16 protein-coding genes are annotated in these 13,131 nt (G+C 64.3%); 5 read left to right on the top strand and 11 right to left on the bottom strand.

Going from position 1 to position 13,131, the window contains the following annotated elements; translation table 11 throughout:
• Positions 1-39 precede the first annotated feature (39 nt).
• The 3 genes from NCR34_RS24860 to NCR34_RS24850 are packed head-to-tail and all read left to right on the top strand — an operon-like array spanning position 40 to position 1,728.
• Positions 40-792 carry an SDR family oxidoreductase gene (locus tag NCR34_RS24860; protein WP_248323818.1) on the top strand — a complete coding sequence of 251 codons (753 nt, stop codon included), beginning with the start codon at positions 40-42 and terminating at the stop codon, positions 790-792.
• Between the two features lie 47 nt (positions 793-839).
• Positions 840-1,319: a carboxymuconolactone decarboxylase family protein gene (locus NCR34_RS24855; RefSeq protein ID WP_248323817.1), complete on the top strand. Its 480-nt coding sequence runs from the start codon at positions 840-842 to the stop codon at positions 1,317-1,319.
• Between the two features lie 4 nt (positions 1,320-1,323).
• On the top strand, positions 1,324-1,728 hold the full coding sequence (locus NCR34_RS24850; RefSeq protein ID WP_248323816.1) for a cupin domain-containing protein: 405 nt from the start codon (positions 1,324-1,326) through the stop codon (positions 1,726-1,728).
• Between the two features lie 70 nt (positions 1,729-1,798).
• Here NCR34_RS24850 and NCR34_RS24845 read toward each other — a convergent pair whose 3' ends face one another.
• The 8 genes from NCR34_RS24845 to NCR34_RS24810 all read right to left on the bottom strand — a co-directional run bounded on the left by NCR34_RS24845 (position 1,799) and on the right by NCR34_RS24810 (position 10,132).
• Complete coding sequence (locus NCR34_RS24845; RefSeq protein ID WP_248323815.1) at positions 1,799-2,923, bottom strand: acetoin dehydrogenase dihydrolipoyllysine-residue acetyltransferase subunit; 1,125 nt, start codon at positions 2,921-2,923, stop codon at positions 1,799-1,801.
• Positions 2,923-3,939 (bottom strand): alpha-ketoacid dehydrogenase subunit beta, encoded by a 1,017-nt coding sequence (locus NCR34_RS24840; protein ID WP_248323814.1) that lies wholly within the window; start codon positions 3,937-3,939, stop codon positions 2,923-2,925. Before NCR34_RS24840 ends, NCR34_RS24845 begins: the two co-directional genes overlap by 1 nt.
• Positions 3,940-3,957: 18 nt before the next feature.
• The gene (locus NCR34_RS24835) at positions 3,958-4,956 is read right to left on the bottom strand and encodes a thiamine pyrophosphate-dependent dehydrogenase E1 component subunit alpha (RefSeq protein ID WP_248323813.1); all 999 of its coding nucleotides are present in this window, start codon (positions 4,954-4,956) and stop codon (positions 3,958-3,960) included.
• A gap of 18 nt (positions 4,957-4,974) precedes the next feature.
• Positions 4,975-6,015, bottom strand: a complete 1,041-nt coding sequence (locus tag NCR34_RS24830; RefSeq protein WP_248323812.1) for an ATP-NAD kinase family protein — start codon at positions 6,013-6,015, stop codon at positions 4,975-4,977.
• Positions 6,016-6,185: 170 nt separating this feature from the next.
• On the bottom strand, positions 6,186-8,159 hold the full coding sequence (locus NCR34_RS24825) for a sigma-54-dependent Fis family transcriptional regulator (protein ID WP_248323811.1): 1,974 nt from the start codon (positions 8,157-8,159) through the stop codon (positions 6,186-6,188).
• Between the two features lie 214 nt (positions 8,160-8,373).
• Positions 8,374-8,823: a CBS domain-containing protein gene (locus tag NCR34_RS24820; protein ID WP_248323810.1), complete on the bottom strand. Its 450-nt coding sequence runs from the start codon at positions 8,821-8,823 to the stop codon at positions 8,374-8,376.
• A 54-nt stretch (positions 8,824-8,877) separates the two neighbouring features.
• The gene (locus NCR34_RS24815) at positions 8,878-9,579 is read right to left on the bottom strand and encodes a CBS domain-containing protein (protein ID WP_248323809.1); all 702 of its coding nucleotides are present in this window, start codon (positions 9,577-9,579) and stop codon (positions 8,878-8,880) included.
• Positions 9,580-9,736: 157 nt separating this feature from the next.
• Positions 9,737-10,132, bottom strand: coding sequence for a TraR/DksA family transcriptional regulator (locus tag NCR34_RS24810; protein WP_248323808.1), 396 nt, complete (start codon positions 10,130-10,132; stop codon positions 9,737-9,739).
• Between the two features lie 222 nt (positions 10,133-10,354).
• Here NCR34_RS24810 and NCR34_RS24805 point away from each other — a divergent pair, with 222 nt between their 5' ends.
• The gene (locus NCR34_RS24805; protein ID WP_248323807.1) at positions 10,355-10,954 is read left to right on the top strand and encodes a hemerythrin domain-containing protein; all 600 of its coding nucleotides are present in this window, start codon (positions 10,355-10,357) and stop codon (positions 10,952-10,954) included.
• Positions 10,955-10,959: 5 nt separating this feature from the next.
• Positions 10,960-11,319 (top strand): c-type cytochrome, encoded by a 360-nt coding sequence (locus NCR34_RS24800; RefSeq protein WP_248323806.1) that lies wholly within the window; start codon positions 10,960-10,962, stop codon positions 11,317-11,319.
• A gap of 19 nt (positions 11,320-11,338) precedes the next feature.
• On the opposite strand, the gene NCR34_RS24795 is transcribed toward NCR34_RS24800, so the two are convergent.
• From NCR34_RS24795 to NCR34_RS24785, 3 genes are all read right to left on the bottom strand, one after another.
• Positions 11,339-11,611 carry a hypothetical protein gene (locus tag NCR34_RS24795; RefSeq protein WP_248323805.1) on the bottom strand — a complete coding sequence of 91 codons (273 nt, stop codon included), beginning with the start codon at positions 11,609-11,611 and terminating at the stop codon, positions 11,339-11,341.
• Positions 11,612-11,689: 78 nt separating this feature from the next.
• The gene (locus NCR34_RS24790; RefSeq protein ID WP_248324229.1) at positions 11,690-12,385 is read right to left on the bottom strand and encodes a CBS domain-containing protein; all 696 of its coding nucleotides are present in this window, start codon (positions 12,383-12,385) and stop codon (positions 11,690-11,692) included.
• Positions 12,386-12,471: 86 nt separating this feature from the next.
• Positions 12,472-13,122, bottom strand: a complete 651-nt coding sequence (locus NCR34_RS24785; protein WP_248323804.1) for a BON domain-containing protein — start codon at positions 13,120-13,122, stop codon at positions 12,472-12,474.
• Between the last annotated feature and the right edge of the window lie 9 nt (positions 13,123-13,131).

Here is a 13,131-nt window from a genome sequence, read left to right as displayed (position 1 = left end):
CACGCCCGCTGTTTTCTTCGACATATCGGAGGATCTGCCATGAAGATCGTCGTAATCGGTGGTTCGGGGCTCGTCGGCTCGCGTCTGGTCGCACTGCTCAACGAGGCAGGACACCATGCGCTCGCTGCATCCCCGCGTACCGGCGTCAACACCATAACGGGCGAAGGTCTCACCACGGCGCTCATGGACGCGGATGTCGTCGTCGATGTAACGAACGCGCCGTCATGGGAACCGCAGGCGGTGCTCGATTTCTTCCGCACCTCGGCGCGCAATCTCGGCAAGGCCGAAGTGGCGGCGGGCGTGGGCCATCACGTCGCGCTGTCGATCGTCGGAACCGACCGCATGCCGGATAACGCGTATTTCGCCGCCAAAGTCGCGCAGGAAGAGGCGATCAAGGCGGCGGGTATTCCGTACACGATCGTGCGGGCCACGCAATTCATGGAGTTCATTGGGGGCATCGCCGACTTCAGCACGGAGAGCGGCACAGTGCGCGTCGGCGACGGCCAGTTTCAGCCGATCGCCGTGGATGACATCGTGGCGATCCTCTCGCAAGTGGCGCTCGCGGCGCCTCTGAACGACACCATCGACATAGCCGGCCCGGATCGCGCCCCGTTCGCGGAGATCATCGCGCGATACCTGAAATCCGTAGGCGACGCACGCCCGGTCGTGACGGACCCGAAGGCGCGGTATTACGGCGGCGTGGTCGAGGAACTATCGCTCGTGCCGCTCGGCGAAGCGCGCATCGGTCAAATTGGTCTCGATCAGCGGCTCGCCCAGGTCAAACGCGGCTGACTGTCTTCGCAGAACTTTCACCATACACATTCACTTAGGAGTACATCATGACGCAACGCATCGATTACTTTCAGCAATCGCCCGAACTTTCGAAGAAGCTCATTCAGCTCGGCACGCTGCTTCAGGAATCGACGATCGAAACGCACATCCGCGAGCTCGTCGAGATTCGGGCGTCACAGCTCAATGGCTGCGCCTTCTGCGTCGACATGCATGTGAAGATGGCGAAGATTCATGGCGAGCGCGAACTGCGCCTGCATCACGTGGCGATCTGGCGCGAGTCGACGCTGTTCTCGCCGCGCGAGCGGGCCGCGCTCCAATGGGCCGAGGTGCTGACGAACATTCCTTCTCACGGCGTGCCGGACGACATCTACGACAGCGTGCGCGCCCAGTATTCCGATAAGGAGCTCTCGGACCTCACCTTCCTCGTGGGAATCATCAATAGCTGGAACCGGCTCAATGTCGCGTTCCGTACGGCGCCCGGTTCGGCCGACAAGGCATTCGGGCTCGACAAGGCCGGCTTGGAGTGATGTCATGAAGAGCATGCTTTGCGTCGCTGCAACCGTATTGAGTATCGGCTCGATGATCGCGCCGCCCGTCATGGCCGCGCCAGAGGCAAGCGTGACGCCACTTCGCTCTGAGCCGTTGCCTGACTATCCGGGCAAGGAGCTTCAGATGATCGTCGTCGACTATCCGCCCGGCGCAGTGGATCCCGTGCATCGTCATGACGCTCACGCCTTCGTGTATGTGCTCGAGGGACGCATCGTCATGGGCGTCAAGGGCGGCAAGGAAGTGACGCTCAAGCCTGGCGACACGTTCCACGAAGGCCCCGACGACATTCACACTGTCGGACGCAATGCCAGCGCGACGCAGCCGGCGAAGTTCGTCGTGTTCCTGCTCAAGAAGCAAGGCGCACCGATTCTGACGCCGGTGCAGTAGTAAGCGCATAGCGTCGAGCGCGCCCCGCTGGCGGCTTCTCCAGCGGGGCGCGCGCATGTCGAAGAAAACGTCAGCCGCCCTTCTCGACATGCGCCTTCAACAGCGCGTTCACTTCGTTTGCTTTCTCCATCTGACTCATGTGCCCGGCGTCTTCGAAGACGCGCACGGTCGCGCCTTCCGGTGCGTGCTTCGCGTGCGCGGCGGGAATGATCTGGTCCTTCGTGCCCCAGATCACGAGCACTGGCTTCTCCGTCGCGGCGAGCTTCACGCCTGGCTGCGCGCTCTGCCTGCCGCCCGCGAACAATCCGCCGTTGAGCGATCTCAGCGCGTCGCTCACGCCGTCGAGCCGCTTGTACTTCAGCAGATCGTCGAGCATCTGGCGGCTCACCAGCTCAGGGTTCGCGAACAGCAGCTCGACGACCGGCTTCAGCTCGCGACGCGATTCGGCTGTGACGAAGCCCTCGGTGTACGCGTTGTTCACTTCCTCGCCGAAACCGGCAGGCGAAATCAGCGCGACTGATTGCACGCGCTTCGGCTGATCGACGGCCATCTGCGCCGCGATGCCGCCGCCCATCGAGTGTCCGACGAGATGCGCGCGTTCGAGACCGACCGCGTCCATGAACTTGCCGACGAAGCCCGCGAGATCGGCCAGCGACGTGCCCGGTACCTTCGGCGTCGACTGCCCATGCCCTGGCAAGTCCAGCGCGAACACGCGATGTTTCTCGGCGAGCGCGTCGAGATTGAACAGCCAGTTGTCGAGGTCGCCGCCGAAGCCGTGAATGAAGAGCACGGCAGCGCGGCTCGCGTCATCACTGCCGCGCGATGCGTAGCGCACGCGGATGCCATCCACATCGACGAAGTGATACGCCGCTGCTTCCTCGCCCTGTTCCTCGTCCTCGGCGGGCGTCACATAAGAGGACACGTACGCATCGATGTCGGCGTCGCTCACCTCGGACGGCGCGAGCACGCCGAGCAGCGCCTTCACGGGCAGCGTCTCGCCGGGCTGCGCCACTTTGCGCCGCAGCAGGCCGGCGTCGGGCGCTTCGACGGCATTGGCGATCTTGTCGGTTTCGACATCGAGAATCGGCATGCCGACGGTGATCTCCGTGCCTTCCTCCACGAGCCATTCGTTGATGGTGCCTTCCGTCATCGACAAGCCCCATTTGGGCATTACGATCGGTGTGATTGCGGACATTAGTGCTTTCCTCCCTGCATGGTTTTTCGCGCGGCCTCGGCGATCTGCGCGGCGCTCGGAATGTACAGGTCTTCGAGCGTCGGCGAAAACGGCACCGGCGTATGCGGCGCGCTGACCATCTGAATGGCCGCCTTCAACGCGCCGAACGCCTGTTGCGCGACCTGCGCGGAAACGTCGGTTGCGATGTTGCAGCGCGGATTCGCTTCATCGACGACGACGAGCCGTCCCGTGTTCTCGACCGTCTCCAGCACGGTGTCCATATCGAGCGGCGACAGCGTGCGCAGATCGACGATTTCCGCTTCGATGCCTTCCTTCGCGAGCGTCGATGCCGCTTCGAGCGCGCGATGCACCATCAATCCATACGTGACGATCGACACGTCCTTGCCGTCGCGCACGATGTTCGCCTCGCCGAACGGAATCGCATACGAGTTCTCGGGCACTTCGCCTTCGAAGCCGTACAGATTCTTGTGCTCGCAGAAGATCACAGGGTCGTTGTCGCGAATGGCCTGAATCAGCAATCCCTTCGTGTCATAAGGCGTCGAAGGGCAGACCACTTTCAGCCCCGGAATATGCGTGAACAGCGACGTGAGCATCTGGCTGTGCTGAGCCGCCGCGCGAAAGCCCGCGCCCACCATCGCGCGAATCACCACGGGCGTTTCGGCCTTGCCGCCGAACATATAGCGAAACTTGGCGGCCTGATTGAAGATCTGGTCGAAGCAGACGCCCATGAAGTCGATGAACATCAGCTCTGCGACCGGTCGCATGCCGCACGCCGCTGCGCCGATCGCCGCGCCGACATACGCGCTTTCCGACAGCGGCGTGTCCAGCAACCTGTCGCCGTGCTTCGCATAGAGTCCCTTCGTCACGCCGAGCACGCCGCCCCACGCGTCTTTTTCTCCGTCCGCGCCTGCGCCGCCGACGATGTCCTCACCCAGCACGATCACGCTCGGATCGCGCGTCATTTCCTGATCGATGGCTTCGTTGATCGCCATCTTCATGCTCAGTTTGCGGGCCATGATGATTGTCTCCTCGATTCAATATTTGACGTACACATCGGTGAGCAGATCGGCGGCTGTCGGCAACGGCGCCTCTTTCGCTTCCTGCACCGCGCGGTCGATCAGCGCGGCGACTTCGCGATCGATCGCGTCGAGTTCTCCGGGCGAGATCACGTCGGCTTGCGTGACGGCGGCCGCGAACTTCTTCAGGCAATCCTTGTTCGAGCGGATATCGTCCAGTTCGCCCGGCGCGCGATACGTCTGCGCATCGCCTTCGAAGTGGCCATAGAAGCGGATCATCTTGCATTCGAGCAGCGCCGGTCCGCCGCCTTCACGCGCTCGCTTGATGACTTCTCCCGCCGCCTCGTAGACCGCGAAGAAATCGGTGCCGTCGACGGTCACGCCCGGAATGCCGAAGCCCGCCGCGCGATCCACGTAGCTGTCGACCGCGGTGCCATAGTCGCGCGCCGTCGATTCGGCGTAACCGTTGTTCTCGATCACGAAGATGACCGGCAGATTCCACACCGCCGCGAGGTTCAGGCTTTCGAGAAACGTGCCCTGATTCGACGCGCCATCGCCCGCGAACGTGATGCCGACTTCGCCCTTGCCGCGAAACTTCGCCGCGAGCGCCGCGCCGCAGATCAAGGGCGCGCCCGCGCCGAGAATGCCGTTCGCGCCCATCATCCCTTTCGACAGATCGGCGATATGCATCGAGCCGCCCTTGCCGTTGCAGGAGCCGCCTTTCTTGCCGTAGATCTCTTTCATCATCGCGACAGGATCGACGCCCTTCGCGATGCAGTGCCCATGTCCGCGATGCGTGCTCGCGATGCGGTCGCCGTCGTTCAGATGAATCATGATGCCGACGCCCGCCGCTTCCTCGCCCGCATAAAGATGCACGAAGCCGGGAATGTCGCCGCGTCCGAAATCGACGTGCAGACGTTCCTCGAAATCGCGGATCGTGCGCATCTTGCGATACGCGCTCAACAGTTCTTCCTTCGAGAGCGGCAAGCCGCCCGCATGCTGTCGCGACGCTGTCATGGTTGTCTCCCGGTTGAGTTAGCGAAGCTCGAGCTGACGCATCAGCCCGGACGCAGCCGCGTATCGCATGCACGCGGCCACGTCGATACTGCGAAAGGCGTTTTCCGTAAGCGTGATCGTGACTTCATCGCCGGGGCCGAAGGCGAGCTCGCGTTCGCCATCGAGCGCGACGATGCCCGCGCGCTGCTTCACGCGATGCGGCACGCCATTAGCAAGGCGCGTCCAGTTCGCAATCGGCACCGGTTCGATGAGCCCCGGCGCGATCGGCGCGTGCAGCACGAATTCGCCTTGCCCCGGCGCGGCGAGTTCGATCGCGACGCCGCCCGCTTCGTGACGCCCGAGCGGTTCGAGCAGTCCCGCGATCGCGGACATGCCGATGGCTTGAGGCTCGGCGAACGAGACGTAGACGGCGGCGAGCGTGTCGATCTTCCAGAGCGCGCGCGCGCCGATGAACTGCTCGTGCGAGATGACGGCATCGACGAGCGCGATGTCGCGGCGCGCGTTGCCGTTCGCATCGCGTATCTCGATGTCGAGCCGCTTATTCGACGCGAGCGCTTCGGCGGGCGGCACGCGGCCGCTTGCATAGAGCCCTGTCGCGAGTCCCGAGATGGTCGGCTCGCGCATCTCCGGGTATGCGTTGTTCGTGCCCGTCGAAAGGCCCGCGATCGGTACTTGCCCGCACTCGCGCACGACCGCCCGATGCGTGCCGTCGCCGCCGAGCACGATGAGCGCATCGACGCCTGCCTCGCGCATCATGCGTGCGGCGCGAAACGTGTCGTCGACGCGCGCGGTCACGGGCATGTCGAGGAAATCGACTTGGGCGAGCGATGCGTCCGGGCCGTGCTTGCGCGCGAGATGGCGTTCGAGCATGACCTTCAGGCCTTCGCGGTCCGGCATCATCAATACGCGCTCGACGCCGCACGACGCCAGCGACGAAAGCAGCCGCAACACGATGTTCACGCGGTCCGCGAGTTGCAGGCTGTTGGCATTGGCGATCACGCGCCGGATATCGCGGGCCGAAACAGGATTGGCAATGATGCCGACGAGCGGCTGTGACATGCCTTGTCTCCGTCGTTCTTGTGTGCGGCGGATAAAGGCAAAGCCTATGCCAATCGAAATAACGCGGGATTTCCCGTAGAAAACGCGTGTTTCGGTGCAATGTGACAAGCGCCGCCGTGACAGGTGTCACAGCGGCAGGTGTATCGGCGGTAGTACAGGCGTATCAGTTGTCAGTGACCATTCGCGTCGCGTTGATTCGGCGAGCGGATGCCGTAACGCGCCATGCGCCGATACAGCGTCATGCGGCTCACGCCGATCTGACGCGCGACTGCGCTCAGGTTCCAGCTTGCCGCGCGCAGGTATTGCATCAGCAACATGCCTTCGGGCGGCAGACGGTGCGGATCAAAGTCCTCGATAGCCCGCCGCGGCGGGTCGACCGGCACAGACGCGCTTGCGATTCCTTCCGGAAGGTCGTCTATGTCGATCAGGCCGTGCGAACACACCGCGCGCGCGTAACGCAGCACGTTGCTGAGTTCGCGCAAATTGCCCGGCCATTCATGCCGATGCAATCGCTCGCGCGCCGCAGGGGACAGCGTGACCGCGCCTTCGAGGAACTTGTCGATGAGCCAGTCCAGGTCGCTTCGCTCGCGCAACGGCGGCAGCGTGAAGCGCGCCCCGTTCAGGCGGTAGTACAGGTCTTCGCGGAATCGTCCGTCCTGCATCAGCGCATCGAGTGAATGATGCGTCGCGGAAATCACGCGCACATCGACCGATACGGGCCGCGACGCGCCGATCGCGAGCACTTCGCCCTCGGCCAGCACGCGCAGCAGGCGCGATTGCAACTCGCGCGGCATGTCGCCTATTTCGTCGAGAAAGAGCGTGCCGCCGTCGGCTTCCTGAATCAGGCCGCGCTTGCCCTTCGCGCCCGCGCCCGAAAAGCTGTTCGGCAAATGCCCGAACAATTCGCTTTCGATGAGCGTCTCCGGAATCGCCGCGCAATTCACGGCGACGAACGGTCCCGCGCGACGCGCGCTCGCGCGATGCAGCGCCTTCGCGAAAAACTCCTTGCCGCTGCCGGTTTCCCCGTTGATGAGCAGGTTGATGGGCGAATCGACGAGCTTCGCGGCGCGTTCCAGCTGACGCGCGAGCGCGGCATCGCCGCCGCCCAGCGCGGCGAGCGGCACGGGCACCTCGACGCTGCGTGGCGACGCCGCGTTGCGCGCCGGCGTGACGCATGGCGCGGGCGGCATCACGCTCAAATACAACAGCCCGCCCGATTTCGCGAGCGGCACCGCGCGCAACTCGCTCGGCCGCGAATACACGAAGCGGCCCAATTCTTCGATACGCGCATCGAAGAGCGTGTCGAACGGCACGCCGATGAGAGATGCAGCCACTTCGCCGGGCGCGATGGGCCGGCCGATCTCCGCCGCGAGCATCGCGTGCGCGCGGCGATTGTGTCCGACGATACGCCCGCTCGCATCGAGCGCAATCAGGTACTCCGGCGCGACATCGACGAATTCGGGCGACGCGTTCAGCTTCAAGATCCAGTCCTGCCGATGCGTGCGCAGGAAGTTCGCGTTCTCGATATGCCCCGCGTAGATGCGCACGAGTTGCAGCGCGAGATTCTGACTGTCGCGCGCTTGCGGCGACGTGAGCGCCGAAATGTCGAGAATCGCGGCCAGCGCGCCGCGCGAATCGTAAAGCGGCGCGGCGGTGCAGGTCAGCGGGATATGCGTGGCGTCGAAGTGATCGACCTGATGCACGGTAAGCGCCTGGCCGGTCGTGAGCGCCGTGCCGACCGCGCACGTGCCCGCGCCGGCTTCGCTCCATTCCGCGCCGAGATAGAGACCCGCGCGGCGCAGTTCGATGTCGGTGTTCGCATCGCCGATGTAATCGACGGTCACGCCGAGCGCATCAGTCAACAGCACGACGTAGCCCATGCCCGCAACGTGCTCGTAGAGCGTTTCGAGACCGTGACGCGCGATGCGGGCGAAGCCGTCGATGCGTTGCTGATGCTCGCGCAGCCGCGTTTGCGGCAGGATGCGCGCCTCCTGCATGCGCGACGGATCGAGCCCGTACTGATGCACGCAACGCCGCCACGAGGACTGGATGATGCTCTCGTGCGTGCGCGCCACGACTTGCGCTTCGGCCCGCGTGGTGGCCGCGACGACTGCCTCGATGTGCTCGCGTTGCCGCATGTCCATCGTGCTCTCCTGGTCTCGCGTGCGAACGGGATAGACCGATCCGCACGAGCGTGTCTCAGGCCGTATGATGCTTCAATCGGAAGCGCGCGTCATCGGGCGAGAGCGTTGCGATGCAACATGAGTGCGTGTGCTGCGTGAGGGAATGCGGCGGCCGCTTAAATAGCGCATAGCGTGAACAACTACGCACCGAGTTGTCGCGGGCGGCGCGTCCGCGTCACGCCCGGCGCTTTTCTTCCATGACCGTCTGCCGCGTGCTCACCTGAGACAGTTCCAGCAGATAGTCCCCGATGAAGCGCACCAGATCGTCTTCGGTCACGATCCCGATCAGGCCTCCCGCGTCGTCGATCACGACGAGGCGGCGCACGCCGAGCCGCCGCATCCGGCGCGGCAGGCAGAAGGCGTCTTCCCAGTCGAACGCGGTCACGGCGGGCGCCGTCATGATGTCGGAGGCGCGAAGCGTCGATGCATCGACGCCCTGCGCGACGACGGACACGGCAATATCGCGGTCGGTCACGATGCCGAGCGGAACGGTCTGGCCGTTCCGTGTATCGACGACCACTACATCGCCGACGTGACAACCGCGCATCAATCGGGCGGCATCGAGCGCCGTGGCGTCGCCACGGCAGGTCACGACATCGAGCGTGCAAATCTGTCCTGCCTTCATGTTGTCCTCGAATGAGTAATGAACCCTGGGCGACTGCCGCTGCCGAACGCGCGACTACCCCGCCGGCAGCATCGACGGCAGTTCGAGATGCGACACGACCTCTCTCACGCCCGGCACGTTTTCCGCCGCGACGCGCAAAGCCTTGGCCTCTTCGTCGCTCGTCACGATGCCCCACAGATGCACGATTCCCTTGTCGACGATCACGCTCGCGGCAGGCAGGGCCCAGCGTTCGCCTTTCATCGCCTGCATGATTGCCGCGTGGATGGTGCGGTCGTCGCTGCGGGCCGCAGCGGGCGCAACCGATGCGGCCGGTCCGAGCGTCACCAGCGCGCGGAGCAGATTCGCGCGGCTGACGAGGCCGACCATCTTCCCGTCGCGCATGACGGGCACGCGCTTGATGCGCCGGCGTTCCAGCAACTCCGCGATGCGGGCGACGGGGCAGTCCTCGTCGACGGTGATCACGTTCGTGCTCATCACCTCGCTTACTTTGCGCGCGTGTGCCTTCACGTACTCATCCGCGAGTTTGCGCGTCGATGACAGCAGGTCGAGCCACCACGAGCGACGCGCGACGCCGGTGCCGATTTCTTCGCGATGCAAGAGGTCGCCTTCCGTCACCATGCCGACGAGCACGCCCTCGCGATCGATCACCGGCATGCCGCTGATGCCGGCCAGCACCATCGTCCTGGCGGCGTCGCGCACGGTCATGTCGGCATCCGCCGTGACGACGGGCCTCGTCATGATGTCAGCAGCTCGCATGTTGATCTCCTTCGGATATCGAGCCGTCCGGATGACGGCGATCGCGCCGGCCGTATGTGCGGCTTTCGGCGCGGCTTTCCGCTATTGTTCGCCTACCTCGGCCCACACACTTGACCGGGATCAAGCGAAGCGATGACCGCATGCACGCGTTCGCGCGCTATATCGACGAGTGAGCCTGGCCTGCGAACATGTGTTCATGCCGCGTCTGACAGCGGATGCAACGCATTGCCGTGGGCTGGGCCAGAAGGCGTTCGTATCCGATCGGCTCGCCGCAGTTCGCGCAGAAGCCGTAACGTCCGTTCGCGAGGCGCACGTGCGCGACCGCGATGGCCTCCAGTTCCGCCGCTTCCGAAGCATTCACCGCGCGATCGATTTCCGCAGCGAGATCGGCAAGCGCCTCGTCGCCCTGATCGTGCGCCGATCCATTCAGCGAAGCGTACGACGCCGCCGCGCCATCCTCGACGCGCCGCCGGATGGCGGCCCGGATCTCCTGTTCCCGCGCTCTCAGGCGGAGTTCCAGCAGACGACGCTGCGATCGGCTCAATGGCTTCATATCGACGCTCCTTCGCGAATTGATATGCGCAATACGCGCACCGTCGCAGCTTAAGGTCGAGCCGTGCGCGTGCCCTTGACCTCGATCAAGCGCGCGATATGCCTCTGCGAAAGCCATGGGCTGATTCAGATCAAGGACCGATCGCGTGAAGGTGGAAGAATCGAAAGGAGCTGCCTATTGCGTCGACGACACCGACCCCGATTGCATCCCTCAGGAGTTCGTATGAATCCGGTAAGCGACCGCGCTGCGCTGCGTATCCTCCGGCTTGACCACACGCGTCTCGCCGCCATCACGGGTGCAATGCTCGAACTCGTCAGTGCGTTCCGCGGCGGCGCGTCTCCGCCCGATCCGATCGTGCTGCGCGCCATGCTCTACTACATACGCGAGTATCCGGAGCAGATCCACCATCCATTGGAGGACCGTTATCTGTTCGCGGCGCTGCGTAAGCGCACCGACGATCTCGACGATGTGCTCGACGAACTGGAATGCGAGCATATCGAAGGCGCGGTTCGATTGCGCAACCTGGAGCATGCATTGACGCGCTATGAGTTGAAAGGCGACGCCGTACGGCTGAACCTGCAAACGCTGATGGAGGAGTACGTCGCGTTCGCGTCGAATCACAGGCGTGTCGAGGAAAGCCTGATTCTCCCCGCCGCCGAGCGCCTGTTGACCGACAGCGACTGGGCGCGAATCGATGCCGCGTTCGAAGAGCGCTTCGATCCTTTCGGCGATGCGACGTTCGAAGGGGAGACGCTCGACAGTCTCTACCGACTGATTGCGAACGCGGTGCCGGCCGTGGACGACACGCGCCAGGACGGGTGATCGCGATGCCGAACCGAGCGCACATCAACTCTTTCGTTGCAGGAGTCGCCTCGCTCGGCGCATCGGCGCACTGCCTCGCGTTCACTACGCCGGAGCCGACCGAGCTGATCGATCAGCAACGCTGCATGTTCTGTCACAAGGTGGATACGCCGTTTCGCGCGCCGTCCTTTCAGCAGATCGCCGACCGTTATCGCGATGTCCCGGGCGCGAGCGACATGCTGGCGGCGAAGCTGCGCGCGGGCGGCAAAGCGCACTGGGGCGCGCACTGGAGCGAGACCGCGATGCCTTCGGCCGTGCAGCGCGGCGGCGGGCCGCTGTCGCGCGACGATGCGGGCAAGCTCGTGCAGTGGGTACTCAGCCAATGAGTGAATTGGCTCATCCGACTCAATGAAGCAAGTCCGCGAGCGTGAGGTGAATCGGGCTCTTGCTCGGCCCCTGTTGGGCGAGCTTGCGCGCGGCCACGTACAGAAAGTGCGCCGGGTCCGCGCAGAAAAGGTTCTTCATGCTGGCCGGCTCGATATGCGCGACCTGCAATAGCTCCTTGAAGACATCGGCATCGACAGCAAAGCTTTGCGGTCTTCCACCGATGCTGCCGACGAATTCGATTCGGTCGGGTGCGAAGCGCACGGGCGCGTCGAGTGTCAATTCTGCAATCATCGCAATGCTCCACATCGGGTGGCTCGCGCGGCGTCGCGAACAGTTATCAAGCTCGCCGCGCGCCGCGCCCCGCGATCCTCAAATGCCCGGCATGATCGGATACGGGATGGTGTGGTCCTCCACCTGCTTCACGCCGGGCGTGCGTTCGGCCGCGACGCGCATGGCATCGAGCTGATCGCTCGACCAGACCGTGCCCCACAGATGCACCACACCGTCGCGCACGACGATATTGCGGCCGGGAAACGCCCAGCCGCGTCCCGCCAGTTCGCCCATCAGCATCGCGCGGATTTCCTTGTCGCTCGCCGATGCAGGCGCGGCGGCATCCTCGACAGCGGCCGACGCGATCGCCTGCACCAGATTCGACCGGCTGACAATGCCTGCGAGCCGCCCGCCGCGCAACACCGGCACGCGCTTGATGTGGTGACTTTCGAGCACGGAGGCAATCTCCGACAGTTCGGTATCCTCATCAACGCATACCGGCTCCCGGCTCATGATTTCGCCGACCGTGCGAGCGTTCGCCTTCACGTAATCCGCCGCTCCGTCGGAGCCGATCATTTTGAGCCACCACGACTGCCGGCCCGGCTTTCTTTCGGTATCGTTCTCGCTGCGATGGAGCAGATCGCCCTCGCTCACCATGCCGATCACATGCTGGTCGTCGTCGACGACGGGAGCGGCGCTGATGCGGTGCTGCACGAGCAGCTGCGCCAGTTCATGCACCGTGGTTTCGGGCTTCACCGTGATGACGGCAGAAGTCATTACGTCGCGTGCTTGCATCATGAACTCCGTTACTTTTGGATGGCAGGGCGAGCGGTCGATTGCGTCGCTCGCGCGTGTGGGTCTTGATCGGTAACGAACACGGATCAACCGAACTCCAGGTTGTCGATGACCGCGGTGACACCGCGCGTCGCCCAGGCCGCGCCGCGTGCCGCGTTTCGCTCCGTGGCACTGCCGACTTTGCCCGAGAGCGTGACGGTACCGTCCTCGACCTTGATCGCAATGTGTCTGGCTTCGCGCTCGGCGTGACGCGTCAAGGCACCTGCGATCTGCTTGCCGATGTCTTCGACCGCGAAATCGGATCGCACGCGAATCAGGTCGGTCACCCCCGTGACACCACGCAGATGCGCGATCGCGCGCACGGCCTTGTGACTCTGGTACGCCCACTCGACATCGCCACGCAGCGTGACATGGCCCCTTTCGACCTGCACGTTGACCGCGCCTTCGGGCAACCCGACGGTCCAGCGCAGCACGGTGTCCGCGGCGTTCGCGATGTCGGAGTCATAGCGCACCTCGTGATGCGGCAGGCGCACGTCCATCTCGACCACCACTGCGCGCACGCCGGCCACCCGGCGCACGGCCTTCTCGGCCGCGAGCTTCTCGGCGTAGCTTTGCGGATGTCCGGACAACGTGACGATGCCGCCCGATACCTCGACGCCGATTCGCGCCGCGACGACTTCGGGCGTCCATTCGAGTTCTTCTTCCACGTCCTGCTTCAGCTTCCAATCCTCTTTCATGGGGCGCAC

This window comes from Caballeronia sp. GAWG1-5s-s, from assembly GCF_023631445.1.
In the GTDB taxonomy this organism is placed as follows: Bacteria; Pseudomonadota; Gammaproteobacteria; order Burkholderiales; family Burkholderiaceae; genus Caballeronia.
Note: the sequence above shows the minus strand (reverse complement) of the source record. Positions and strands in the feature narration are given on the sequence as shown.